Origin of the sequence: Saccharibacillus kuerlensis DSM 22868 (genome assembly GCF_000378145.1) — a bacterium.
Lineage (GTDB): Bacteria > Bacillota > Bacilli > Paenibacillales > Paenibacillaceae > Saccharibacillus > Saccharibacillus kuerlensis.
In genome coordinates this window covers 337,236-364,139 of the sequence record NZ_KB899278.1, presented here as the reverse complement: position 1 = coordinate 364,139, position 26,904 = coordinate 337,236, and the positions used below count along the sequence as shown (strand labels likewise).

General features: G+C 51.5%; 20 protein-coding genes and 2 riboswitches. Of the genes, 16 read left to right on the top strand and 4 right to left on the bottom strand.

What is annotated here, in order from left to right:
• The first annotated feature begins 148 nt into the window (after nt 1–148).
• From F456_RS0104510 to ptsP, 12 genes are all read left to right on the top strand, one after another.
• Nucleotides 149–1,324, top strand: a complete 1,176-nt coding sequence (locus tag F456_RS0104510) for a galactokinase (RefSeq protein WP_018975816.1) — start codon at nt 149–151, stop codon at nt 1,322–1,324.
• Nucleotides 1,325–1,373: 49 nt separating this feature from the next.
• Nucleotides 1,374–2,360 carry a UDP-glucose 4-epimerase GalE gene (galE, locus tag F456_RS0104505; protein WP_018975815.1) on the top strand — a complete coding sequence of 329 codons (987 nt, stop codon included), beginning with the start codon at nt 1,374–1,376 and terminating at the stop codon, nt 2,358–2,360.
• A gap of 27 nt (nt 2,361–2,387) precedes the next feature.
• Entirely contained in the window at nt 2,388–4,076 is a 1,689-nt protein-coding gene (locus F456_RS0104500; protein WP_018975814.1) for a UDP-glucose--hexose-1-phosphate uridylyltransferase, read from the top strand.
• A gap of 158 nt (nt 4,077–4,234) precedes the next feature.
• Nucleotides 4,235–5,398, top strand: coding sequence for an iron-containing alcohol dehydrogenase (locus F456_RS0104495; RefSeq protein WP_018975813.1), 1,164 nt, complete (start codon nt 4,235–4,237; stop codon nt 5,396–5,398).
• Between the two features lie 204 nt (nt 5,399–5,602).
• Nucleotides 5,603–6,190 (top strand): hypothetical protein, encoded by a 588-nt coding sequence (locus F456_RS0104490; protein ID WP_018975812.1) that lies wholly within the window; start codon nt 5,603–5,605, stop codon nt 6,188–6,190.
• A 150-nt stretch (nt 6,191–6,340) separates the two neighbouring features.
• On the top strand, nt 6,341–6,880 hold the full coding sequence (locus tag F456_RS0104485; RefSeq protein ID WP_018975811.1) for an NfeD family membrane protein: 540 nt from the start codon (nt 6,341–6,343) through the stop codon (nt 6,878–6,880).
• Between the two features lies 1 nt (nt 6,881).
• Complete coding sequence (locus F456_RS0104480; RefSeq protein WP_018975810.1) at nt 6,882–8,468, top strand: flotillin lipid rafts scaffold protein FloT; 1,587 nt, start codon at nt 6,882–6,884, stop codon at nt 8,466–8,468.
• A gap of 263 nt (nt 8,469–8,731) precedes the next feature.
• Nucleotides 8,732–9,583, top strand: coding sequence for a YitT family protein (locus tag F456_RS0104475; RefSeq protein WP_018975809.1), 852 nt, complete (start codon nt 8,732–8,734; stop codon nt 9,581–9,583).
• A gap of 200 nt (nt 9,584–9,783) precedes the next feature.
• Nucleotides 9,784–10,620 (top strand): glucose PTS transporter transcription antiterminator GlcT, encoded by an 837-nt coding sequence (gene glcT, locus F456_RS0104470; protein WP_018975808.1) that lies wholly within the window; start codon nt 9,784–9,786, stop codon nt 10,618–10,620.
• Between the two features lie 286 nt (nt 10,621–10,906).
• The gene (gene ptsG / locus F456_RS0104465) at nt 10,907–12,973 is read left to right on the top strand and encodes a glucose-specific PTS transporter subunit IIBC (RefSeq protein ID WP_018975807.1); all 2,067 of its coding nucleotides are present in this window, start codon (nt 10,907–10,909) and stop codon (nt 12,971–12,973) included.
• A 217-nt stretch (nt 12,974–13,190) separates the two neighbouring features.
• Entirely contained in the window at nt 13,191–13,466 is a 276-nt protein-coding gene (locus F456_RS0104460; protein ID WP_018975806.1) for an HPr family phosphocarrier protein, read from the top strand.
• Nucleotides 13,459–15,171 (top strand): phosphoenolpyruvate--protein phosphotransferase, encoded by a 1,713-nt coding sequence (gene ptsP, locus F456_RS0104455; protein WP_018975805.1) that lies wholly within the window; start codon nt 13,459–13,461, stop codon nt 15,169–15,171. Before F456_RS0104460 ends, ptsP begins: the two co-directional genes overlap by 8 nt.
• Before the next feature lie 456 nt (nt 15,172–15,627).
• Here ptsP and def read toward each other — a convergent pair whose 3' ends face one another.
• The 4 genes from def to gcvT form a co-directional block, all read right to left on the bottom strand.
• A complete protein-coding gene (gene def, locus F456_RS0104450; RefSeq protein ID WP_018975804.1) occupies nt 15,628–16,227 on the bottom strand; it encodes a peptide deformylase in 600 nt (199 codons plus the stop codon).
• A gap of 196 nt (nt 16,228–16,423) precedes the next feature.
• Complete coding sequence (gene gcvPB, locus F456_RS0104445) at nt 16,424–17,932, bottom strand: aminomethyl-transferring glycine dehydrogenase subunit GcvPB (protein ID WP_018975803.1); 1,509 nt, start codon at nt 17,930–17,932, stop codon at nt 16,424–16,426.
• Entirely contained in the window at nt 17,929–19,284 is a 1,356-nt protein-coding gene (gene gcvPA / locus F456_RS0104440) for an aminomethyl-transferring glycine dehydrogenase subunit GcvPA (protein ID WP_018975802.1), read from the bottom strand. The genes gcvPB and gcvPA overlap by 4 nt, the downstream gene beginning before the upstream one ends.
• 104 nt (nt 19,285–19,388) lie before the next feature.
• Nucleotides 19,389–20,555, bottom strand: a complete 1,167-nt coding sequence (gene gcvT, locus F456_RS0104435) for a glycine cleavage system aminomethyltransferase GcvT (RefSeq protein WP_018975801.1) — start codon at nt 20,553–20,555, stop codon at nt 19,389–19,391.
• A 179-nt stretch (nt 20,556–20,734) separates the two neighbouring features.
• Nucleotides 20,735–20,868: riboswitch (glycine riboswitch) on the bottom strand.
• Between the two features lie 3 nt (nt 20,869–20,871).
• A riboswitch (glycine riboswitch) is annotated at nt 20,872–20,997 on the bottom strand.
• A gap of 247 nt (nt 20,998–21,244) precedes the next feature.
• On the opposite strand from gcvT, the gene gcvH reads away from it, so the two are divergent.
• The 4 genes from gcvH to pulA all read left to right on the top strand — a co-directional run bounded on the left by gcvH (nt 21,245) and on the right by pulA (nt 26,838).
• Nucleotides 21,245–21,634 carry a glycine cleavage system protein GcvH gene (gene gcvH, locus F456_RS0104430; protein WP_018975800.1) on the top strand — a complete coding sequence of 130 codons (390 nt, stop codon included), beginning with the start codon at nt 21,245–21,247 and terminating at the stop codon, nt 21,632–21,634.
• A 173-nt stretch (nt 21,635–21,807) separates the two neighbouring features.
• Nucleotides 21,808–22,656 (top strand): SDR family oxidoreductase, encoded by an 849-nt coding sequence (locus F456_RS0104425; protein ID WP_026293646.1) that lies wholly within the window; start codon nt 21,808–21,810, stop codon nt 22,654–22,656.
• Between the two features lie 61 nt (nt 22,657–22,717).
• Nucleotides 22,718–23,263 (top strand): GNAT family N-acetyltransferase, encoded by a 546-nt coding sequence (locus F456_RS0104420; RefSeq protein ID WP_018975798.1) that lies wholly within the window; start codon nt 22,718–22,720, stop codon nt 23,261–23,263.
• Between the two features lie 353 nt (nt 23,264–23,616).
• Nucleotides 23,617–26,838 carry a type I pullulanase gene (gene pulA, locus F456_RS23435; RefSeq protein ID WP_018975797.1) on the top strand — a complete coding sequence of 1,074 codons (3,222 nt, stop codon included), beginning with the start codon at nt 23,617–23,619 and terminating at the stop codon, nt 26,836–26,838.
• Nucleotides 26,839–26,904 lie beyond the last annotated feature (66 nt).

Below are 26,904 nucleotides of genomic sequence, written 5' to 3'. Positions count from 1 at the left end.
TTGACCGAAGGTCTTTTCTCCAGTATAACAGGATGTATAGGTAAGTCACATAAGTCCATACACTTCGCACATCGATGCATTATCAAAGAGAACGATATCTTCTATACTTAGGGCACAGGCAAACAAAAAATCACGAGGTGATCCCAGAATGGATACTCAGCAAATCAAACAAATGTTTATACAAAAATTTAGCGAATCAACCGTAGAGCCGCGGGTGTTTCATGCGCCGGGCCGTGTGAATCTGATCGGCGAACACATCGATTACAATGGAGGCTATGTTCTGCCGGCTGCGCTGGAATTCGGCACAACTTTGGTCGTCCGTGAACGTGAAGATGGCATCCTCCGCTTTGCATCCTCCAACCTGCCGGAAGAAGCGGAAATCAAAGTGGACGAGATCGGGTTGAACAAGACGGGCGAATGGACGGATTACCCGGTCGGTGTCATGGTCGAGCTGGCGCAGCGCGGTTATCCGATATCCAAAGGATACGACCTGTTCTACCACGGCGAGATTCCGAATGGAGCGGGCCTTTCTTCCTCGGCATCGATTGAAGTCGTAACCGGCTACGGACTGCTGTCAATGGGAGGATACGACCGCGATACAGTGCAGATTGCACTGCTGTCTCAAGCTGCGGAGAACAATTTCGTCGGCGTCAACTGCGGCATCATGGATCAGTTCGCAGTGGCCAACGGCAAAAAGGACCACGCTATTCTGCTGATGTGCGATACGCTTGAGTACGAGCATGTACCGTTCCAAACAGGCAGTTATAAACTGGTCATCGGCAATACCAACAAACGTCGAGGGTTGGTTGACTCCAAGTACAACGAACGGCGGGAACAGTGCACGACTGCGTTAGAGCAGCTGAAAACCCGTAAGAGCGATCTGAACTATCTGGCCGAGCTTACGCCTTCGCAGTTTGAAGAATTCAAGTCTGTCCTGACTGACAAGACGGTACAGAATCGCGCACAGCATGTCATTGAAGAGAACGCTCGCGTACTGGCTTCGGTTCAGGCGCTTACGGCGAACGATCTGCAGGAGTTTGGCCGGCTGATGAACCTGTCCCATGATTCGCTGCGTGATCTGTACGAAGTGAGCTGCGAAGAGCTGGACATCATGGTTGAAGAAGCGCGTAAAATCCCGGGAACATTAGGTGCCCGGATGACCGGAGCCGGATTCGGCGGCTGCACAGTGTCGCTTGTACACGAAGATGACGTAGAGCGCTTTGTGAAGGAAGTCGGCGATAACTACCAGGCCCGGACAGGGTTGCAAGGCGAATTCTACGTCTGCGGTGTCGGCGAAGGCGTGGAAGAGCTGGGAACGAACTGATTTTTCAAAAGATTGATTCGTCGAACCTAACCTTGAGGAGGAATTTATAATGGCTATTTTAGTTACAGGCGGCGCAGGATATATCGGTTCCCATACCGTGGCAGCTCTGCTCGAAAGAGGCGACGAGGTTGTAGTGATCGACAATTTGCAGACTGGACACCGCGAAGCTCTGCTGGGCGGCAAGCTGTATGAAGGCGATCTGCGTGACAAAGAACTGCTGAAGAAGCTGTTTGCGGAAAACGAAATTGAAGGCGTCATCCACTTTGCGGCAAACTCCCTGGTCGGCGAGAGTATGCAGGACCCGGGCAAATACTACGACAACAACATGTACGGTACATTATGCCTGCTTGAAGCGATGAACGAAGCGGGTGTGCGCAGGATCGTCTTCTCCTCGACAGCAGCAACCTATGGCGAGCCGGAAAAGGTACCGATCGAAGAAACGGACCGCACCGAACCTACCAATGTATACGGCGAAACGAAGCTGATGATGGAACGCATGATTCGCTGGTATGATCGTGTACTGGATGTCCGTTATGTGGCTTTGCGCTACTTCAACGCGGCCGGTGCGCATGACAGCGGCAGGATCGGCGAAGACCACCGTCCGGAAACGCATCTCATTCCGATTGTGCTCCAGACGGCGCTTGGACAGCGTCCGCACATCTCCGTCTTTGGGGAAGATTATCCGACGGAAGACGGCACCTGCATTCGCGACTACCTGCATGTCAGCGACCTGGCGGATGCTCATCTGCGAGCAATCGATTACTTGAAAAACGGCGGCGAAAGCGACGTATTCAACCTGGGCAGCGGAAGCGGATTCTCGGTGCGCGAGATTATTGAAACAGCACGCCGCGTCACAGGCAAAGAAATCCCGGTCAAAACAGAACCGCGCCGTGCAGGAGATCCGGCCGTACTGGTCGCTTCCTCGCAGAAAGCACGCAGCATCCTGGGATGGAGCCCGGCTCGCGAGAACATCGAAACGATCATTGCAAGTGCCTGGAGCTGGCATCAGTCTCGTCCGGACGGCTATAACGACTAAAAGATCTCAATAACGGGGGCAGTGTTCATGAGCGAACAGTGGAAAAACGGAGTACAGCAAGGGACAGCGGGAGAAAAACCGGGTGATGTGCAGCCTTCCGCGCAGTCGGGCAGCGAAGTGTCAGGCAAAGTAACGCGTGAAAATGCGCTGCGGGCAATCGAACGTCTGACCGCTTTTGCGTTGAGAGAAAAACTGCTGGAAGCCTTTGACGGCGACTATGGACGAAATCGTCTGCTGGAGCAGTTCGGGTTCGACGAGCCTTATGCAGGAAGCGACGCTCTTGATGAAGAGCTGCCCGAAGGGCCGCAGCCGATGCTCGACACGCTGATCGATTATGCGGTGCAGACGGGTATGATCTCGGAAAATACCGATACTCAGCGCGATCTGCTCGACGCCAAGCTGATGGGACTTTTATTGGCCAGGCCGTCCGAAGTCGTTCGCGATTTCCGCGAGACGGAGGAGCAGAGCGGCATTACGGCAGCAACCGATCGTTTCTACAAATGGTGCATTGATTCAAACTATATTCGGATGGACCGCGTCTCGAAAAATTTGTATTGGACGCATGATTCCGAATTTGGATCAATTGAAATTACGATCAACCTTTCCAAGCCGGAAAAGACGTCGGAAGAAATTGCACAGGCTCGCCTGCTGCCTCCTCCGGTCTACCCAAAATGCCAACTCTGCCGCGAAAACGTAGGGTATGCCGGACGAATCAATCATCCGGCCAGACAGAACCTGCGCGTTATTCCACTGGAACTGAACGACGAGCCTTGGCTGTTTCAGTATTCGCCGTACGTTTATTACAATGAACACTGCATTGTGCTGCACCGCGATCATATCCCGATGGAACTGACGAAGGATACGCTGCGCCGCCTGCTGCAGTTTACAGATCGATTCCCGCACTATTTCCTGGGTTCCAATGCCGACCTGCCGATCGTAGGCGGATCCATTCTAACGCATGACCACTTCCAGGGCGGCAAGCATACGTTTGCGATCGAGCGTGCCGTAACGGAGGCTGTGTTCTCGCATAACCGGTATCCGGCGGTCAGCTTGTCCGTCGTCCGTTGGCCAATGTCGGTCGTCCGGTTGTCGGGCAGCGACCAAGGAGAACTGTTGGAAGCGGCAAACGAGATTTACGAGACATGGAAAACGTACAGCGACGAAAGTGTCCATATCCGAGCATCGAGCGAACGGGACGGACAAAGCGTGCGGCATAACACAGTAACGCCAATCGTCCGCCGCCGCGAAGGCGCATACGAGATGGATCTTGTACTGCGCAACAACCGGACGAGCGAGCAGCATCCAGAAGGCATTTTCCACCCGCACCGCGAAATGCATCATTTGAAAAAAGAAAATATCGGGCTGATTGAAGTGATGGGATTGGCAATTCTTCCGGGCCGATTGAAAAGCGAGCTGGAACAAGTCGGCCTTATCCTAAGCGGGAACTCGGAAGTGTTGGCTGCGGCCGAAGCCGATTCTTCTCACCCCCTTGTTCAGCATCTACCATGGATTCACGAACTGATTGCGGCCAACGGGTCGAACTTGACGCCGGAATCCGCGCTTGAACTTGTACGACGTGAAGTGGGTAGTAAATTTACCGAGATTTTGGGACATGCCGGCGTTTACAAAACCGACGCAGCGGGTCGTGAAGCGTTCTTCCGTTTTGTTGCAAGTCTCGGCTGGAACCGTACGCAAGACAATCCTCGTATGAATTAATGCTGCCTGAAAGGGTAGCGGTATCTGCGCTGTAGTAAGGTGTAATGGGGTGCGAAAAGGTCGATACTTCTTCGGAAGTGTCGGCCTTTTTTGTTTTTTGCGCAATCCGGTATATAATGAATACATACTTATCAAAAGGAAGGGGTTATGACTTAATCATGAAGTCTTTTACTTTTTATAATCCGACTCGTCTGATCTTCGGCAAAGGCCAACTGGAGCAGCTTAAAACGTTGGTGCCGCAGTACGGAAAAAATATTTTGCTCGTTTATGGCGGAGGCAGCATCAAACGTTCCGGTCTGTACGACAGCGTAACAGCGCTGCTCAAAGAAACTGGTTCGACGATTGTCGAGCTGGCCGGCGTCGAGCCGAACCCGCGTCTGTCGACCGTGCATAAAGGTGTCGATCTGTGCAAAAATGAAAATATCGATCTGATTCTGGCCGTTGGCGGAGGCAGTGTCATCGACTGCGCCAAAGCAATCGCAGTCGGCGCAAAATATGACGGCGATATGTGGGACTTTGCGGAACGCAAAGCGGTCGCACAGGATGGTCTTCCGCTCGGCGTTGTGCTGACGATGGCCGCAACCGGCTCCGAAATGAACAGTGGTTCCGTGATCACGAACGAACAGACGATGGAGAAGCTGGGTTGGGGCAGTGCGCATTCCTTCCCGACATTCTCCATTCTCGATCCGGAGTTCACGTATTCTCTGCCGAAAGACCAAACGGTATACGGCGTAGTCGACATGATGTCGCACGTCTTGGAGACTTACTTCCATTTGGATACGAATACGCCGGTTCAAGACGGCTTCTGCGAATCCGTGCTGCGTGCGGTAATCGAAGCGGGGCCGAAGCTTGTAAATGATCTCGAGAACTATGAGCTGCGCGAGACAATCATGTACAGCGGCACGATGGCGCTGAACGGTGTTTTGAGCATGGGCAGCACAGGCGACTGGGCGACGCATAACATTGAGCACGCCGTATCGGCCGTTTACGACATTCCGCACGGCGGCGGTCTGGCGATCCTGTTCCCGAACTGGATGAAGCACAGCTTGAAAGTCGATCCGGAACGCTTCAAGAAGCTTGCCGTCAACGTATTCGGCATCGATCCTTCCGGCAAATCGGCTGAAGAAGTCGGTCTCGAAGGAATCGAAGCACTGCGTGCGTTCTGGAATTCGATCGGTGCTCCTAGTACATTGGCCGATTACGAAATCGACGATAGCCGAATTGACGAAATGGCCGACAAGGCAATGAAATTCGGTCCATTCGGTAACTTCAACAAACTTCAGCGCGAAGATGTTGTATCGATCTATAAAGCTTCTCTCTAAGTTTTAAGAGGATTAAGTCTTACATTGAATATTTGGCGACCCAGCGGATTATTCGCTCAGTCTGCCGTCAAATATTTGCTTCCTAACAAAGGCTCGTTGCTTATAAAAGCTCGCCCCGGAGAACAATCTCCGTTGGGCGAGCTTTTTTTTGCCAACTAAACTTTTCTTTGGCACGTTTATGTCATTGAAAGGGGTGACTTATGTATGAAAAGTATCCGTATTAACTTGCAATTTCTGCTCGCTGTCCTGCTAATGTTTGCGCTGAGCGCTTGTTCCGACGATCCGCCGGCTCAGGGAAGTCTCGCTTATGCCCAGCAGGAAGTTCAGAAAGTATACCCGAAAGCACAGGTTCACGAAATCGACGGTCTGGAAGTAAAGCTGATTTACAAGGACAAAAGATTTTCGCCCGAAAATGTTTTGAGAGCGGGCGTAGACGAAAGCGAAATACGCAAAGACACCATTATGATTCTATACGGCGAGCCTGGGGGAGAGCTGCAGACTGTAGAGAAAGAATCGGTACTGCCGATCGAAGAACTGCTTTATGGACCGTATTCCGGTACACAGACTCTATGGCTGACTTTGAGCGAACTTCCCGCAGAGACAAGGGAAGCAGAGACTCGTTCCGTCGACGGTGTCGACATGCAGGTCGCTCATTTTGAAGACGGAAGCTTGTATGCAACCGCCAGACCGGGCAAAGTGACTTATACCCTGCAGGCCAATCAATCATCCGGATATGAAGAAGATGAATTACTGGGAATTTTAGCTCAAGTTTCTCGTATTCAGGGGAATTAATCGGATTTGGGAAAAATGTGAAACCGAATCGGCAATCAATCGTATGTAATCATGTACTCATTTGGCAGGCTTCGATCTAATCGCAGAACAATGAAGGCCGAATTTCGAAGCCTGAATGAGCAGCCTTCAAGAAAGAAGGAGGATACGAACATGGAAGCTCTATATTTCGGTTGTCTGGCAGGCGGTGTCATGTTCGCGCTGATCAGCGTAGTGTTCGGGGATTGGATCGGCGACGCGCTGGGCGGCGTGTTCGACGCGGTGTCGTTCGAGTTCCTGCAGCCCATCGTTCTTGCCGGAATGGTCACTGTCTTCGGAGGCGCAGGTATTCTGATTGAGCGTTATGCTGGACTGTCTCCCGCTCTGGGAATATTGGCATCAACGCTCTGTGCGCTGGCTTCGGGGCTGCTGCTCTACTTCGCTTACGTAAAACCTATGCGCGGAAGCGAGAACTCGGTCGGTTATTCGATGAACGACCTGGTCGGGAAAATTGGCGAGATAACCGTTCCCGTTCCTGAAAAAGGATACGGCGAGGTCATGGTCCACATGGGTGGATCGGGTAACACGCTGCATACGGCATTCAGCTTCGATGGAGATTGGATTCCGTCGGGAGTGCGGGTAGTTGTAGTCGATATCAGCGAAGGCACACTTGGTGTAAGCGAACTCGAAAAACAAAAAAAGGGGTTGGAGTAAGATGGGGATTTTCGATCAGATTCCGGACTATTTACTGATTCCGGGTATTGTAGTGGCCGTACTCCTCGTACTGGGGCTTGCATTCTGGGCGCGCTATAAGACGGTTAGTACGGACGAGGCGATGGTCGTGACCGGTTCGTTCCTCGGCACAAAAAATATCGCCGACGACGAAGCGGGACGCAAAATCAAAATAGTTCGCGGCGGAGGCGCATTTATTCTGCCGATCTTCCAAAAAGCCGAGTATTTGTCGCTGCTGTCGCATAAACTCGATGTCACGACACCGGAAGTATATACGGAGCAGGGCGTTCCGGTTCTGGCCGACGGTGTGGCGATTATCAAGATCGGCAGCTCGACCGAAGACGTGGCGACGGCTGCTGAGCAGTACATGGGCAAGCCGATCGAATCGCTGAAGTCGGAAGCGCAGGAAGTGCTCGAAGGCCATCTGCGTTCCATTCTTGGCTCGATGACCGTAGAAGAAATGTATCGCAACCGTGATCGGTTCGCACAGGAAGTACAGAGCGTAGCGGCCCGAGATCTGAAGAAAATGGGTCTGCAAATCGTTTCGTTCACGATCAAGGATGTACGAGACAAACACGGCTATCTGGAATCGCTCGGTAAGCCGCGGATCGCTGCCGTAAAGCGGGATGCCGAGATTGCGGAAGCCGAAGCGATCCGTGATTCGCGGATTCAGAAAGCCCGGGCCGAAGAAGAAGGACAGAAAGCGGAGTTGATTCGCGATACGAATATTGCCGAAGGTCAAAAAGAGAAAGAACTCAAAATCGCGGCGTTCAAACGTGATCAGGATACGGCCAAGGCCGATGCCGACCAAGCCTATCAAATCCAGGAAGCGCGTGCGAAGCAGATTGCGGTCGAAGAACAAATGCGCGTGGAACTCGTTCGGAAGGATCGAGAGATCGACCTGCAGGAGAAAGAAATTCTGGTACGCCAGAAGCAGTATGACGCGGAAGTAAAGAAGAAAGCCGACGCAGACCGCTATGCCGTCGAAGTAGCGGCGGAAGCGGACAAAGCGCGCCGGATGCGCGAAGCCGATGCGCTTCAATACTCGATTGAAACGCAGGCCAAAGCGTCCGCCGAGCAAAAACGTCTCGACGGTATCGCATCTGCCGACGCGGAGCGTGCCAGAGGTACGGCCGAAGCTGAAGTGATTCGTCTTCGCGGTTTGGCTGAAGCGGAAGCGAAGGAAAAGTTGGCAGAAGCATTCAAGCATTACGGCGAAGCGGCGATTCTCGATGTCGTGATGAAGATGCTGCCTGAACTGGCAGGCAAAATTGCCGAGCCGATCGCATCTGTCGACAAGATTACGATCGTCGACACGGGCAAGGGAGAGAGCAGCGGTGCATCCCGCGTCAGCAGCTACGTAACCGAGCTGATGGCAACCGCTCCGGAAATGCTGAAAAGTGTTTCGGGACTCGACTTGGAAGAGGTCATCCGGAATCTGACCGGAGGCGGAAAAGGGTCGAACAATGTCGATATGGAAACGAAGCGGAATGACGATCAGACCGCAAAGACGAACGTCGTATCTCTGCTGACTGAGGAAGATTCGGCAGACAAAGACAAAAGGGAATAAGCTTTGGATCTGCTTTCAGGCTTAAGTTTGTATTTCGCTAACCACAGCGGAAGAGATGAAAAATGCATGTCCGCGATGAATATGAACTGCAGCGTTTTCGAATAAGTATGCATAAGGAGCTGATTCCCGCATTTTCCAAGAGAAAATGCGGGTTGACGCTTCTTTTTTACGTAAGATAGAATGAGAAGATTGCATAAGCGAGGAACCCTTTTAAATATAGGTTGCTGAAAAAGAATTGCCGAAAAAGGACGGGAATACAGGCTATGGAAAAAAAAACGTTAACCAAAACGATTAAGGATGTCGCGTTTATTGCGGTTGGAGCCTTTATTTTTGCATTGGCGGTCAACTTATTCGTCATTCCAAACGATTTTGGCGAGGGGGGCGTAACAGGCCTCACTATTATTTTGTATTATGCGTTCCAGTGGTCACCCGGACTAGTCAATCTGATCATCAACGCATTTCTACTGGTGATCGGTTATCGTTTTTTGGACAGGAAGACGATTATTTATACAATTTTGGCAGTAGGGCTTAACTCGCTATTTTTGCATTTAACGGCTGATTGGGATATTCATTCTACAGAGAAGACTGTTAACGCAATATTTGCTGGCATTTTTGCGGGGATCGGAATCGGCATGATTGTACGGGTCGGCGGCACAACAGCTGGGACCGTTATTTTGGCACGCCTGGCGAACAAATATTTGGACTGGAACATAAGCTATGGTCTGCTGTTCTTCGACATAGTGGTCGCTGTAGCGTCCCTGCTTGTTATTGAGGTGGAAAACTTCATGTTTACAATCGTGCTGCTGTATGTCGGAACCAAGGTGATGGATTTCATTATCGAAGGATTAAATCCGAAAAAAGCGGTCATGATTATTTCCAAGCATCAGCATACGATCGCCGAACAGGTTAACCTGGTGATGGATCGGGGAGTGACGGTGCTGTCCGGACACGGGTTTTATACAAAGGAAGCGAAAGAAATATTGTATATTGTCATCAGCAAGCAGGAAGTGTCTCAATTGAAGAAAATCGTCAAGCAGGCGGATAAAGATGCGTTTGTTACCATTCATGACGTGCGAGATGTGTTTGGCGAAGGCTTTGTGGACATTTCGAAATAAGTGCCAAGAAGTAAATGCTAATGTGTTATAGAAACAAGGGCTAAATATTTAAATTATGTCTTTGAAAAGGCAGTCTTGAAGAGCAGTGCCGGAGAGTCGATATATATGAATATAGGGTGCTGCAGGTTGAATAGTAAGCGTTTTTTTGGTAATCTATTCGGCATAATGAATTGTGAACGAAGAAGGGCGGAAGCAAGCGGATGCTGGTGTCCAAAATACTGAACAACAATGTGATCATCGCGGACGACCCGCATTACGGTGAAGTAGTCGTGATTGGCAAAGGTATCGGTTTCGGACGTGCAGAGCACGATTCCATCGACTCCGAAGCGGCCGAAAAAATGTTTATTTTACGCAGCCGCCGCGAACAGGAGCAGTACAAACAGCTGCTTCCGCAAGTGGATGAGCAGCTGATTGAAGTGATGAACGAAGCGATTCAGACAATCGGAAATCGTATTGCCGCTCCATTGAACGAGCATATACATGTCGCGCTGACCGATCATATTGCTTTTGCACTTAAACGGATGGAGAAAGGAATTGCTTTCCAGAATCCTTTTTTATATGAAACCAAAGAAATTTATCCGGAAGAGTATGAATTGGCCGAGTATGTTGTCAATCTGATTGAAGAACGTTTAGGTATCTCGCTTGAACCGGATGAGGTGGGTTTCGTAGCTCTGCATATTCACAGTGCGATCACGAACCGTCCAATCAATGAGGTGAGAGAACATTCGGAATTGATTGCGGATCTGGTCAATTTGATTGAGCAGAATCTAGAGGGCGGATTGGATCGAACGACTCTCGACTATTCGCGTTTGCTAACGCATCTGCGCTTTGCAATCGAACGAATCTGCCGAGGAGAAGAAGTACGGGCGACCGACCGATTGGCGGAGCTGCTGGCGCGTGAATATCCTGAAATGTACTCGCTTGCCTGGAAATTGATGAAGGTGATGGAGAAAAAATTGGGGCTGCCTGTCTACAAAGCGGAAGCCAGCTATTTGACTGTTCATCTTCAGCGTTTGGCCGACAAAGACGGAATTTAATTTTTGTTTTTGAAAGGGCTTGCCAACTTCCGAGAGCGGTGCTATAATGACCGACGTAAGATAACCGAAAACGATCTTTGTAACGATGTGTCACTGATACGATCAGGCATGAATCGATACGGAGAATAAAAAGCATACTCATATAAGGGCGAAGCTGTACCCGGGAGCCCCAAATGAGAGTATTCCTTTTATTTTTCGTACATTCATGCTTTTTTTGTGCTTTCGTACAAGATCTGGTTTAAAAAGTAATGATTGAAAACAAAATATAACAGAGGAGTTGCACTTCATGTTCAAACAATTATTTGGACTTCTACAGCGTGTCGGTAAAGCCGTCATGCTTCCAGTTGCGATTTTGCCAGCGGCAGGCTTGCTTTTGGCGATCGGCACTTTGCTTGTAAGCCCTGACTTCCTGCAGCGGGTCCCTGCACTCGATGTACAGTGGGTACAAGCGGTTGCTACCGTACTGATGAAGTCCGGCGACATCGTCTTTACCAATCTGCCGCTCTTATTTGCGGTCGGCGTTGCCGTCGGATTATCCGATGGGGAAGGCGTAGCGGGTCTTGCGGCTATCGTTGGCTTCCTGATTATGAATGTGACACTGGGCGTAGTTATCGGTGTAACGCCGGGTCTAGCTGGTGAAACAGCCTTGGGATATGCCAGCGTACTGGGTATTCCAACTCTATCGACTGGAGTATTCGGCGGTATCATTATCGGTATACTGGCTGCGGTCATGTACAAGCGGTTCTTCCGCATCGAACTGCCTTCGTATCTCGGCTTCTTCGCGGGTAAGCGTTTTGTTCCGATTATGACGGCTGCAATGTCGATTTTGGTGGGCCTGCTGCTGGTAATCGTATGGCCGCCAATTCAACACGGATTGAACTCGCTGTCGAACGTAATGATTAACGGTAATCCAACACTGTCGGCATTCGTATTCGGCGTTATCGAACGTGCGCTTATCCCGTTCGGCCTGCACCACATTTTCTATTCGCCGTTCTGGTATGAGTTTGGTCAGTATGTCAATCAGGCAGGCGAAGTATTCCGCGGCGATCAGCGGATCTTCATGGCGCAGATGAGAGACGGCGTGGACTTTACGGCCGGCATGTTCATGACAGGTAAATTCCCGTTCATGATGTTCGGTCTTCCGGCTGCGGCTCTTGCCATCTACCACGAAGCTCGTCCGGAGCATAAAAAGTATGTTGCGGGCATCATGGGTTCCGCGGCACTGACTTCGTTCTTGACTGGTATTACCGAGCCTCTGGAATTCTCGTTCCTGTTCGTAGCTCCTGTACTGTTCGGTATTCACGTTATTTTTGCCGGTCTGTCGTTTATGACAATGCAAATTCTCGGTGTTAAGATCGGTATGACCTTCTCCGGCGGTCTGATCGACTTCCTGCTGTTCGGGGTACTGCAGAACCGTACACCTTGGTGGAACGTAATCATCGTCGGTCTTGTGTTGGCGGTCATTTACTACTTTGGTTTCCGTTTCGCGATTCGCAAGTTCAACCTGAGAACACCGGGCCGCGAGGAACCGACAGAAGAGTCGGCTGGCGCTTCGCAGGGTAAAGGCTCCGCTGGCGAACTGCCGCAGAACATCCTGACGGCACTTGGCGGACGCGAAAACATTTCTAATCTGGATGCCTGCATCACGCGTCTTCGTGTTCAAGTGAACAACGTGGGCAGCGTCGACAAGGATCGTCTGAAGAACCTTGGCGCAGCAGGCGTACTGGAGGTCGGTAATAACATCCAGGCGATCTTCGGAACACGTTCCGATACAATTAAATCGCAAATTCAGGACATCATAGCGGGACGGACTCCGGTTGAAGCACCGGCCGCAGCTGTTGAGTTCCCGGAGAAAAATGCGGAAGCATCTGATGCCGCAGAAGCGGTAGATGTGCTGAACGAAGAAACAATCGTATCGCCGGCTAACGGCGAACTGCAGGACATCTCGAATGTGCCAGATCCAGTGTTCTCCCAGCGTATGACGGGTGACGGGTTTGCGATACTGCCATCGGATGGAAATATCGTATCCCCAGTGAACGGCACGATATTCAATGTGTTCCCAAGCAAGCATGCGATCGGCATCATGTCGGAAGCCGGCAAAGAAATTCTGGTCCACTTTGGTGTCAATACCGTTAAACTTAAAGGTCAAGGGTTTAATGTATTGGTAGCGGAAGGCGATGCCGTTATGGCTGGACAGCCGATTCTTGAAGTCGATCTGGCTTACGTACAGGAGAATGCTCCTTCGATCATGACTCCGGTTATCTTCTCAAACCTGCCGGAAGGCGCGACAATCACGCTGCTGAAGACAGGAACCGTTAAAGCAGGCGAAGGTAATATCGTATCGATTAAATAAGGTATCGATCAATTAAGCCGACAGGCATAAGGATCGATAGCCGTGCTCCGGACCGCGAAACGGCATCAGATCGTTTCGCGGCGCCGGAATGCATTTAGAAGTAAAACGTGCAAAAGAAGTTAAAGCAGCAAAAAGTAGGCAAGCGTGCAAAATGCAGGCGAGTAAGCTATAATAATTATGGTTACTTTAAAAAAGAACAAATTGGAGGCACTCAATCATGGAAAAAACATTCAGAATTGTAGACGAAGACGGAATTCACGCACGCCCGGCAACGGCGCTGGTTAATACGGCTAACAAATTCAAATCGACAGAATCGTTCGCTGAAGCTAACGGCAAACGCGTAACGCTGAAATCGATCCTGGGCGTTCTGTCCCTCGGTCTGGAAAAAGGATCGACGCTGACGCTGATCACACAGGGCGAAGAAGAAGGAGAAGCTCTGAAAGCTCTGGAAGACGTTATGGTCGGAGAAGGACTGGGCGAAGTCAATGCTTAATATTTCCGGAATCGCGGCTTCGGCCGGCATCGCCATTGCCAAAGCTTTTCGCCTGGAGCATCCGGATTACACCGTAACCCAGAAGACCGTTCAAAATGCGGAAGCCGAGGTAGCTAGACTTGACGAAGCTCTTGCCAAGTCGCAGGCTGAACTCGAAAGTATTAAAGAACGTACGCTTCAGGAAATGGGCGCTCAAAAAGCCGAGATTTTCGAATCGCATCTGCTGATTCTGAACGATCCCGAGCTGATCAGTCCGGTAAAAGATATGATTACTAACGAAAAAGTCAATGCGGATTATGCATTGAATGAAACGTCGAAGCAGTTCGTCTCCATGTTTGAAAACATGAAGAGCGTTTATCTGCAGGAACGTGCGGCGGATATGCGCGACGTTACAAAGCGTGTACTTGGACATCTGCTCGGTCTGAACGTACAGAATCCAGCGGAAATCAGCGAAGAAGTCGTTGTTATTGCTGAAGATCTTACGCCTTCCGATACCGCTCAGTTGAACCGCAAATACGTTAAAGGTTTCACGACCAATATCGGCGGACGCACTTCCCACTCGGCAATCATGGCCCGCTCGCTCGAAATTCCGGCAATCGTTGGAACGAAGAACGTAATGGAACAGGTACAGCCGGGAGATATGGTTATCGTTGACGGCCTTGAAGGCAATGTCATCGTAAACCCTAGCGAAGAAGTGATCGCGGAATATCGCGCGAAACAGGTGAAGTACGACGAGCAGCGTGCCGAATGGCGCAAGCTGCGCGAAGAGCCGACTGTATCCACCGATGGCGTTCACGTCGAATTGGCAGCCAATATCGGCACGCCGAACGATGTTGCCGGCGTTCTGGATAACGGCGGCGAAGCCGTAGGCTTGTACCGTACAGAGTTCCTGTACATGGGACGCGACAAGCTTCCTTCCGAAGATGTTCAGTACAACGCCTACAAGACGGTACTGGAGAAAATGGAAGGCAAGCCGGTTGTAGTACGCACACTCGATATCGGTGGCGACAAGGAGCTTCCTTACCTTGACCTGCCGAAAGAGATGAACCCATTCCTGGGCTTCCGTGCAGTACGTCTGTGCCTGGATCGCACAGACATTTTCCGTACACAGCTGAGAGCGCTGCTTAGAGCAAGTGTTCACGGCGACCTGCGGATCATGTTCCCAATGATCGCAACTCTGGTCGAGTTCCGTCAGGCCAAAGCGCTTCTTGATGAAGAACGCGCTAACCTGAAGAACGAAGGCGTTGCTGTTGCAGACAATATCCAGCTGGGCATTATGGTCGAAATTCCTTCGACTGCCGTTCTGGCTGATCAGTTCGCTAAGGAAGTCGATTTCTTCAGCATCGGTACCAACGACCTGATTCAGTACACAATGGCTGCTGACCGCATGAACGAGCGCGTCTCGTATTTGTATCAGCCATACAACCCTGCCATTCTTCGCTTGATCGACATGGTCATCAAAGCAGCACACAAAGAAGGCAAATGGGCTGGTATGTGCGGCGAGATGGCAGGCGATTCCGTCGCTATTCCGCTGCTGCTGGGACTCGGTCTCGACGAATTCAGCATGAGCGCTACTTCCATTCTGCCGGCGCGCAGCCAGATCTCCAAGCTGTCCCGTGCGGACATGCAGGAATTGGCCGCAAAAGCACTGGAATGCTCGACAGCAGAAGAAGTTGTCGCTCTGGTTGAAGCGATTCAAGTTTAAGTTAGACGCATTTCGTATCATCCGTTTCGAATGTACGATCTCTGTCGCTCCGGCGTGTTCGCCGAGCATGTTGGCACGCCGAAGCTGCGTCCGTCCGGTTCCCTTGAGGGAACCGGATTTTTTTGTGTTTAGGGAAATCGACCGTTCAGCACAAGCGTCAAGCATCAAGCGGAGCGCATAAATGCGAGCATTTCTTTTCCACAAAAAAAGAACCGGCATCTGCCGGTTCTCAACGTGTCGAGAAGGTCTAATTTTAGGAACAAGTGCGAAGCGGAGAAGGGAATTCAGTGAAGGAGCGATAGCGTTCGCCTTTGAAATCGGGAAAATCCCACTAAACTCTAATCTTTTTTCCCGATTTCAACACGCGACCGGAACGAATTCCCTTCGCAGCCTCTGCGGATATTCGCGCATTAAACTTTCTCGACAGCCTGGAGCCGGCAGCTGCCGGTCCTTCACCTACCATAGGCTTTGAATATTCACGCCTTTCGGTTCTGCCTGAGGATCATTTTCATTAATATGATCATAGAACATAACGCCATTGAGATGGTCAAGCTCATGCTGCATCACAATGGCAGGATAACCTTTCAACTTCAACAGCAGCTCCTTGCCGTTCTCGTCGTAAGCTTTCAACTTGATCTTCTCGTACCGAGGTACAATGCCTTCGACAGGACGATCTACAGACAGACAACCTTCTCCGTCCGGCAAATAAGTCATCGCGGCCGAATGGCTGACGATCTTCGGATTGAACAGCTTATATTCATACAGCGTCGGATTTTCTTCTTCATCTTCCATAACATCCGTGAAAAAGACGGCGAACATCCGGCGGTCAAGGCCAACCTGGTTGGCAGAAATACCGACGCCCGGACGCAGCCCGTATTTCTCGGACAGTTCATCATCTTGGCTTTCTTTCAAATAGCGCATCATGGCATCCATAGCATTGCGATCTTCGTCGGACAGAGGGAACTTGACTTCCTCAACCTTGCGGCGAAGAATTGGAGCCCCTTCGCGGACAATATCGTCCATTGTGATTCGGTAACCTTTATCGGTGAGTGGCATAATTGCAGCATACCTCGACTTCCTGAAAAATTTTAATAGAAAATACCGCCGGCTTTGTCTAAACGCAGGGCGGACCTTCTTCTATTATGAAGCGGCATGAGCAAAAAGAAAAGCCGCTTCCCGCAAAAAGCGGGAGCAGCTTGGAAATCACATAGAGTACGAATTGACTGGCAAAGTCTGCGGTTGAAGAGCGGGATCAGCTGCAAGCGCAGTTCAGCACCGGTTTGCGTGCAGCATTGGTCTCATCGAGACGGGTAACCGGCGTCGTATACGGTGCGTTCAGAAGCAGATCCGGATTTTCTTCCGCTTCCTTCGCAATACGGATCATCGTATCGATAAAGCCATCCAGCGTTTCTTTGCTTTCAGTCTCGGTCGGCTCGATCATGATGCACTCCTCGACATTGAGCGGGAAGTAGATCGTTGGCGGATGATAGCCGAAGTCGAGCAATCGTTTGGCGACATCAAGCGTGCGCACACCGTATTTTTTCAGGCCGCTGCCGCTCATGACGAATTCGTGCTTGCACGGACCCGCAAACGGAACTTCGTAGTGGTCTTTGAGTCGGGCCATCATATAGTTGGCGTTCAATACGGCGCATTCGGATACCCGGCGCAGACCTTCCGGACCGTAGGTGCGGATATAGGCGTAAGCACGGACGAGAATGCCGAAGTTGCCGTAGTAAGCTTTGACGCGACCAATCGAGTTTGGAGCCGGAGCGGCGAAATCGTATGAACCGTCTTCGAGCTTCTCGACAATCGGAGCCGGCAGATAAGGAACAAGGATTGATTTTACGCCGACTGGGCCGGCGCCCGGACCGCCGCCGCCGTGCGGCGTACTCATTGTCTTGTGCAGATTGAGATGCACAACGTCGAAGCCCATGTCACCCGGACGGGTAATGCCCATAATGGCATTAGAGTTGGCGCCGTCGTAGTAGAGCAGGCCTCCCGCTTCGTGTACGATCTGTGCAATTTCGACGATCTGTTCCTCGAATAGTCCGAGCGTGCTTGGATTGGTGAGCATCAGCGCGGCTGTATCGGATCCCACAGCGGCCCGAAGAGTGTCCAGGTCGACCATGCCTTTGGCGTTGGACGGAATGGTTACTGTCTCGAAGCCTGCGACTGTGGCGCTGGCCGGGTTGGTTCCATGGGAGGAGTCCGGGACGATGACTTTGGTCCGCTGATGTTCGCCGCGTTCTTCGTGGTAGCTGCGGATCATCATCAAGCCTGCCCATTCGCCGTGTGCACCTGCGGCCGGCTGCAGGGTGACGGCATCCATACCGGTCAGCGCGGCTAGATCGTTCTGGAGCGTGTACATCAGCTCAAGTGCGCCCTGTACGCTTGATACCGGTTGGTACGGATGAATTTTGGCAAAGCCGGCATAACGGGCTACATCTTCATTAATCTTCGGGTTGTATTTCATGGTGCAGGAACCGAGCGGATAGAAGCCATTATCTACACCGAAGTTGCGGCGGGACAATCCCGTATAGTGACGAATGACATCGACTTCGTACACTTCGGGCAGCGCAGCTGCATCGGCACGCTTGAATTCGGCAGGAAGCCAGTCTGCAGATTCTTCTGCACTTACCGGGACATCGCATTCCGGCAGCGAATAGGCGACGCGGCCCGGCTGGCTGAGTTCGAAGATCAGCGCGCAATCTTCTGTGGCATCAAGACTTTTCGGCATCGTCAGATCAAGACTTGTATTCATAGACTTCCCTCCAAAATTTCCGCGAAGCGGTCGATGTCTTCTTTGAAACGTTTTTCCGTAACAGCGATCAGCATGGCACTTCCAAGCTCCGGATACTCGCGGGATAAGTTGTATCCACCGATAAATCCTTCTTCCAGCAGCTTTTCATTCAATGCTTCAATATCAGTACCTTCCGGCAGCTTCAGAACAAATTCATTGAAGAACGGGGAAGTGAAGGCGGACTCCACATTTTTGATTGCACTCAGCTGTTTGGCGGCATAATGAGCTTTCTTCAGATTGAGATCGCAGACGTCAATCAGACCCTGACGTCCCATCACGGACAGATAGATTGAAGCTGACAATGCCAACAGCGCTTGGTTGGAGCAGATATTCGATGTCGCTTTGTCGCGGCGGATATGCTGCTCGCGCGCTTGAAGCGTCAGAACGAAACCACGTTTGCCGTTCTTGTCCGTCGTCTGACCGACGATCCGACCGGGAATTTTGCGCATGAGTGCTTTAGATACGGCGAAGTATCCGCAGGTTGGTCCGCCGTACGAACCGGAAATGCCGAGCGGCTGCGCATCGCCGACTGTAATATCCGCCCCCAGTTTGCCCGGTGCTTCAAGCAGACCCAGGGACAGCGGATTGGCGCTGACGACCATCAAGCCTTTTTGTGCATGGACCAAATCGCCGATGGCTTTAACGTTCTCGACTGCCCCAAAGAAGTTCGGCGACTGAACGAGCACGGCGGCGGTTTCGCCGTCGATCATCGATTCGAGTTTCTTCAGATCGGTTACGCCGTTGTCAAAACCGACTTCAACCACTTCGATTCCGAGTCCGTACGCATAAGTGCGTACGACGGCGCGGGTTTCCGGATGCACGGCAGAAGAGACGATAATCTTTTTGCGCTTGGTTGCCCCGCTGGCGAGCGAAGCCGCTTCGGCCATTGCCGTTGCCCCGTCGTACATACTGGCATTGGCAACTTCCATCCCGGTCAATTCGCAAATATAAGACTGGAATTCGAAGATCGCCTGCAGCTCGCCTTGGCTCACTTCCGGCTGATACGGCGTGTAGGCTGTATAGAACTCGGAGCGGGAGATCATATGATTGATCACGACAGGAACCTGATGATCATACAGACCCGCGCCGAGGAAGCTGGCGTAGCGGTCGCTGTCAGCGTTCTTGCCAGCGAGCTGCGTCATGTGGCGCAGCAGCGCGGCTTCGTCGAGTGCGGAAGACATTGGCAGTGTGCCTTCGTAACGAACGTTTTTCGGAATGTCGACAAACAAATCCTCGATGTTCTCTGCACCCACGGCGGCAAGCATATCTCGTTCGTTTTGTTCGGTCATCGGAATATAACGGTGCTTCTTCAAGGCGGGGTCACTCCCTTTTTCGGATTGGACTTGCTTCATTGTTTGGTGAATTCGTCTTGCTTGATTTTGCTCGATCGATGGGAACTGCTTGCCCGGCTTATGTCTCAGTTAGATGGAGCCTTGGATTCGGCGGAGCCGGCATTCGCATTTGCGATCATGGCTTTATGCGCCGGTGTATTTTTGTAAAAAGGAACTTTGACGACTTCGGCTTTTAGTCTCTTGCCGCGAATCTCGACTTCAATCTGCGTGCCGATCGGTGCGAACTCCGCTTCGATCAGCGCAAGCGCTAGGTTGCGCTTGAGCGTCGGGGACTGTGTCCCTGTTGTGACTTCGCCGATCTGACGATCGCCGGCAAATACCGGATAATGCGAACGCGCAATACCGCGGTCGATCATCTCCAGACCGACCAGTTTGCGGGGCACGCCGGCTTCTTTCTGTGCGGCGAGCGCCTCGCGGCCGATAAAGTCGCCTTTGCCAAGCTTCACGAAGTAGCCGAGACCGGCTTCCAGCGGTGTAATGTCTGCCGACAGTTCCTGCCCATACAGCGGCAGCTTGGCTTCGAAGCGGAGTGTGTCGCGTGCGCCCAATCCGCAGGGCAGCAAGCCGAACGGTTCGCCTGCAGTGATCAAGCTGCGCCAGATAGACGGTGCAAATTCGGCAGCGGCATAGATTTCAAAACCATCCTCACCGGTATAGCCGGTACGAGAAATGTACGCCATCGTGCCTTCAAATATACCCGTTTCGATAAAGTGAAACGGCTTGAGAGTGTTCAGCGCAGGTTCGTCACACACTTTCTTGAGAATCTCCAGCGCAGCCGGACCCTGCAGTGCAATCAGTGCGGTTCCTTCGGACAGGTCGCGGAACTCAACCGATTCAGGCTTGTGTGACTTGATCCATTCCGCGTCTTTGTCGATATTCCCGGCATTGACGACCAGCATATATTTGTTGTCTTGAATCCGATAAACGATCAGATCGTCCACTACGCCGCCGTTTTCGTAACACATAAATGTGTATACGGCCTGTCCGATTTCCAGCGATTCGATATCTCCGGTTGTTAGACGGGAGATAAAAGGGCAGGCGTCTTGGCCTTCAAGCATAAACTCGCCCATATGCGAAACATCGAACAATCCTGCACGTTCACGCACGGCTTCATGTTCTTTTTGAATGCCGTAGAACTGCACAGGCAGTTCCCAGCCGCCAAAGTCGATACAGCGGGGTTCTCCGGTTTCCGCATATAGCGGATAGAGCGGGGTACGCTTGAGAGAAGTCATCGTTAGGTGGTCTCCTTATTAATCGAATTGGGTTTCTAATCGAATTGGTCTTTGTTTGCAGTTTCCATATCATCACAGCAATATCGCAGCAATCCATCGGAACAATCGCACAAAAAAGGACAGGTCCCCAAAGATCGGCCCGTTTTCCGCAATCGGAAAGAAGGGCTTGATCGAAAGGGCTCTGTCCTTGATACCTGAGAGTTACCCCGCCTTTTACCTTGAGCGAGCTCGGTCAAGGTGACGGACGGGTTTCCCCTTGGGTGATCCGCCTGCGTACCGGGCATGTGCCTGATCGCGCGGATGCTCTCCAGAGTGGCGTCCGGCAAAGGTCCTTTTGCCTGAGAGATTCACCGCAAGCGCTTCTTCAGCGCCGCATTCGGCTTACTCCTTCGGCGGCATCCGCAAAGCTCTCGCTTCCGATGCTCTCTCCCTATGCTTTCATTCGCCTATGTACGTATTGTCGAACGTTCGTTTTTTTGCCAAATGTGGATCAAATGCTTTATCCTAATTATTAAGGGATGCGCATGCATGTTGTCAACAAAAGATTAAGTTTCGTGAAAAAATATTGTGAGGAACATTGACATGTGAAAAAGGCTGAATTAAGCTAAAAGCGCAGAAAAATCCCGAACATGAAAAAGTTTGATACAGCCGAATGTTCGGCAATATAGTGAAATGGAGCGAAACTGACAATGAGCGAAGTGAAAGCGGGCCTGTACTATACCAAGGATCATGAATGGGTGGAAAAGCTTGAGAACGGCAACCTACGTCTCGGCATTACCGATTTTGCCCAGCATCAGCTTGGCGATATTGTATTTGTCGAACTGCCGGAAGAAGGCGCGTCGGTAGAAGCGGAGGGCAGCATCGGTTCCATCGAATCGGTCAAAACGGTCTCGGATCTGTTCTGTCCGGTCGGCGGCACGATCACGGCCGTTAACGGAGCGCTCGAAGGCGAACCTGAGCTTGTGAACAGTGCACCGTACGGCGACGGATGGATGATAGAAATTCAACCGAATGGCGAAGCGGAAGAGCTGCTGGCCGGCCTGATGACGCCGGAGCAGTACCAAGCAGAGCAGGAATAGAGGTTTCCACGAATTTTTAAATGGAAGCGGTAAGTTTTGACATAAAAGCTCGTGCATGAAGCACGGGTTTTTTGTCATATATTTGATTGTCAGAGGGCAGGAAGCTGGTTTATGATTGGGGATAAGTTGGCGTGCTGCATGACAGTCTGAACGATGCGAAGGGAGAGAGCAAATTGACCGCAAAAACGGCACTTGTAACCGGCGCGAATTCAGGAATGGGACTGGCGACTTCGGCTGAACTGGTGAAGCGGGGATACCGGGTATTGATGGCCTGCCGGAGCCGTGAACGCGGCGAAGAAGCGCTGCGCAAAGTGGAAGAGACCGGCGGACCGGGATCGGCTGAACTGGTGCTGTGCGACCTTGCTGATCTGTCTTCGATTCGACATTTCGCGGAAGACGTACACGGGCGGATTTCCGCTCTGGATGTGCTGATTAACAATGCGGGCGTCGTAAGTCTCAAACGGCAGGAGACCAGAGATGGTTTTGAATTAGCGCTCGGCGTTAATCACCTGGGACATTTTTTGGCGACCAATCTGCTCCTGGATTTGATTGCAAACTCCGAAAAGGGACGGATCGTTGTAGTTGCATCCGGCGCGTACAAAGCGGGACGCATTCATTTCGATGATCCGCATATGCGCAAGAGCTACAATGTCGTGAAGTCGTACGGTCAATCCAAGCTTGCGAATATTTTGTTCGCACGCGAGCTGGCGCTGCGTGTCTACGATTCAGGTATCGCGGTCAATGCGCTGCATCCCGGTGCGGTATTGACACAGCTTGGCGTGAACCGGGGAACCGGCTTCGGTCAGGGCGTCTATCGTGCGCTGGGCAGGCTGCCATCGTTTCAGACACCTGAAGAAGGGGCATCGACGGCTGTCTATCTTGCCGATAGTCCGGAAGTCGAGGGAGTTTCCCGAGAATATTTTTACCGCAGCAGACCGAAGCGTCTAGACCGAAAGGCCGAAGACGACGATACGGCCGCCAAACTGTGGGAGTGGAGCGAGAAAGAAGTCGGCCTGAGTTGAGACGGCTCACTTTCGGTTTCCGAGTTTGAATTTTAACGATCCAATAATGGGGGATATAAATATGACAACACCAAACGAAATGACATCCAACGAAATAACATCCAACGAAATGCCGGCAATCGAGCTGGCCAGATTCGAAGATCTGCCTGCGATTGTGGATATATACAACTCAACGATTGCGGGCCGCATGGTTACCGCGGACCTTGAACCGATTACAGTGGAAAGTCGGCATGCTTGGTTCGAGGAGCATGAACCTTCACGCCGTCCGCTCTGGGTCATGCGGCAAAACGGACGAGTGCTGGCTTGGATCAGTTTGCAGTCGTTTTACGGCCGCCCAGCCTACGATGCAACGGCGGAAGTCAGCATTTATGTTGACGAATCGCTGCGAGGTACAGGAGCAGGCAGTCGTCTGTTGGAGAAAGCAATTGCCGAAAGTCCGGCGCTCGGCGTCCATACACTGCTTGGCTTTGTTTTTGGACACAACGAGCCAAGCTTGAGATTGCTGCGCAAATATGGATTCGAATCGTGGGCCAATCTTCCTCGGGTTGCAGTACTCGACGGCATTGAGCGGGATTTGGTCATTCTAGGTTTGAGAGTAGCTGAATAATTCTATAAGTGAAAAATTCATAATAGAAACGAAAAAACGATACCGTAGAAACTGAGATACAATAAAAATCAAAACACAAATAGAAATTGAAATACGATAGAATTCAAAATCTGACAGTCAACGGATATGATTTCTTTTGTTATTAGATTCCGGCGGATACAGCGAATAGGCTTTGTCCGGCGGACCATGATTAGAAACGAAGTGTCGTTGACACTTCGTTTTTTAATAGCGTATAACTCGATTTTACAATGATAAAGTATAAAGATTGTGCGTCCGAAACACTTTTTGCGTCCAATATATAGGGAGTTAGGCAAACAGGAAAAGTGAAGAACTCGAACAAGGGGTGAACGGATATGGCCGATACGCTGAGCTTTAACGATACATTGGATTGTCCTGATTTCGAAGCTTATCCTTACGGGGATCTTGGACTAACGTTTTCCCCGCAGTATTGTACGTTCAAAGTGTGGGTACCCGGCGCCGAAAAGGTGCGGGTAGCAATCTATGAAGATGCCGGGGAATACGACGAGCACGGCCGAGTAACCAATCACCGCGGCGGTCGTGAGCTGCTGATGGAAGAAGACGAGTACGGGGTATGGAGTATCGTTGTACCCGGAGATCTTGAAGGTTACTACTATATGTATCACATTACTTACAAGATCGGTGAGCATGAGAACAGCAATTATGTAGTCGATCCTTATGCAAGAGCGGGTTCGGCCAACGGGCAGCGCGACGCAATTGTAAATATGAAGCGCACCGATCCACAGGGTTGGGAAAATGATATCCGTCCGCCGCTGCGCCATGCAGTCGACTCGGTGATCTACGAACTGCACGTGCGCGATTTTTCGTCCTCGGAAGATGCGAAAATGAATCATTCGGGACAGTATCTGGCTTTTACCGAGAGCGGTATTCGAACGAAAGAAGGACGTACGGTCGGCATTGACCATCTGGAAGAGCTTGGCGTCACGCATGTGCATCTGCTGCCGGTTTATGATTTCTGTACCGTTAACGAATGCGACGTTACGCCGGAAACGTACAACTGGGGTTATGATCCTCAAAACTATAATATCCCGGAAGGTTCCTACTCGTCCGACCCGCATAATCCCGAGGCACGCATCCGTGAACTTAAAAAGTTAGTTCAGGCGCTGCATGCCCGTGGAATTCGAGTTGTGGTGGACGTCGTGTTCAATCATACTTTTTCGGTGTCAGACGGGCCTTTTGATCCGGTTGTACCGGGATACTTTTACCGTTTCAACAAGTATGGACAGCTTAGCAATGGCTCCGGTGTAGGCAATGAACTGGCGACAGAGCGGCCGATGGTGCGCAAATACATTCTCGATTCGCTGCTGTATTGGGCAGAAGAATATCATATTGACGGCTTCCGCTTCGATCTGATGGGATTGATCGATACGACGACGATGCGAACAATCGCTTCCGTACTGCATGAAAAGGTCGACCCAACGATCCTTATCTACGGGGAACCGTGGACAGCACTTGATTCGCCGCTGCGCGAACTGACACTCAAAGGAGCCCAGCAGGGCGGAGGATTTGCCGTATTCAACGACAATTTCCGCAATGCGCTCAAAGGAGACGGCGACGGTTGGGGTACCGGCTTCGTCAGCGGTGCGCCGGGCAAGGAAGGTGAGATCGCCCAAGGAATACGGGGTTCGGTCCACGACTTCGCTGCAGAGCCCGCAGAGAGCATCAATTACGTAACAGCGCATGACAATCTCATTCTATGGGACAAGCTGGTCAAATCCCGTGGACAATGGGAGGCCGCAGGACTAATCGAGTTTGACAATGGCAAGCCGGCGTCGGGCATTTCCGCTGCGGAAGCGGTGAAGGCCTGCGACCCGTACCGTATTGTAGGCGAGGATCCATTGGAACATGATTTGGTCAAAAGACAGCTGCTCGCCTATGGCTTGGTATTGACTGCACAGGGTGTACCGTTTATCAGCGCCGGAGATGAGATGCTTCGCAGCAAATTTGGCGACCATAACAGCTATCGCAGCCCCGATGCAGTCAATGCCATTCGTTGGAAAAATAAGGACCGCTTCCACGTTGTCAGCGAATATATCCAAGGCTTAATCGAGTTGAGACGCTCTCACCGGGCATTCCGGCTGAAGACGCGCGGCGATATCGAAAAACATATGGACGTATTCCGTATGCATGGCGGCGTGATCGGATTTACACTGAACGACCATGCCGGCGGTGATCTGTGGCGAACAATTGCCGTTGTTCACAATGCCACAGAATCCGAGCAGACGATCGAGCTGCCTGCACGCGGGCGGCCGTGGAAGATTGTAGTAGATGGTCGCCGCGCAGGTACGAAAGTGCTTGGAGAAACGGCAGATTTTGTACGGGTACCGGCTTTATCAAGCATGGTGCTGTATGACGAAGAGGATGATTACATCCCTGAGCCTTCGCTGCTCGAATGGGAAAACATGCCGGGGGTTGTCCAGCCGGGCGAAAAGCTGTTCCTGCATGCGACTGTGCGCGATCAGCGGGGCAGACGGATGCCGGAAGCCGAAGTATCCTATCATTCTTCGGACCCGGAAAAAATGATCATTCGGCGCGACGGTTCCGCATGGACGATCGGCATGGGCCGCGCGTTGATTACGGCTGTATGCGGCGATATGCGAAGCAGCACGGCAATTTTAATCGAACGCCGAACTGTGCATCAGATCGTGATTTCGATGGAAGAAGGGGCACGACGCCTCTATGTCGGCCGCGGCTTGAAACTGCTTGCCGAACCGAAAGACCCGTTCGGTAACCCGATGTCCGCTTCCCGCTTGGAATGGCGTTCGAGCGATGTCAGCATCGCGACGGTCAACCAGGCCGGCCGAGTGACGGGCATTCGGCCGGGACGTGCCGTTATTTCCGTATTCGGGGATGGGGTACAGGCACAGTTAGCGCTGGAAGTAAGCGAATATACGCCGCGCAGATTGATTATGGAATACGAGCGTGAGGACCGCGATTATTCGGGCTGGAATCTATGGATGTGGGGTGCTTCGTTCGGCAGCCGTCGCGTCGATTTCATCGACAATCAAGACGGCGTTGCAGCTGCTCTGCTGGAAGTAGCTCCGGATGTGACGAGCTTGGGCTTTATTGTCCGTCACGAAGAATGGGAAAAGAAAGACATCGCGGCCGACCGTTACATCGATCTCGGTGCGATTACCGGAGATTGGGTTCGTATTCGGATTCGCAGCGGCGAATACCGCGTATCTGCCGAAGCGCTGGAGGAGTCCGACATTCCAACCGAACAGGAAAGATTTGCCCGCCTGGAGCAGGAAGCGGCAGAGAGGAAGGAAGCGGAGGCCTTAAACGGTGATCTTTCAGACGAAGGCGAAAAGAGCGGAAATGAAGAAAGCGTAGTAGATGAAGAAAGCGTAAATGAAGAAAGTGTAAATGATGTCGATACGCTTGAAGATGCAGCAGCTGCAGCGGAAACGAATGAGTTTGCGGACTCGGACACAAATGCTGTGAATCAGGAAGAAATTTCCGACAGCGATTCTTCGGACGAATATGATGGGACGCAGGCACCGAAAAACGGAAGTGACCGCGGGGCCGGTATCTAAGGTTTGGAGATGTTAGAGATTCGAATAGAAGCTCTATGCTTTCGGCAGACCAAACGGTAGTACAAA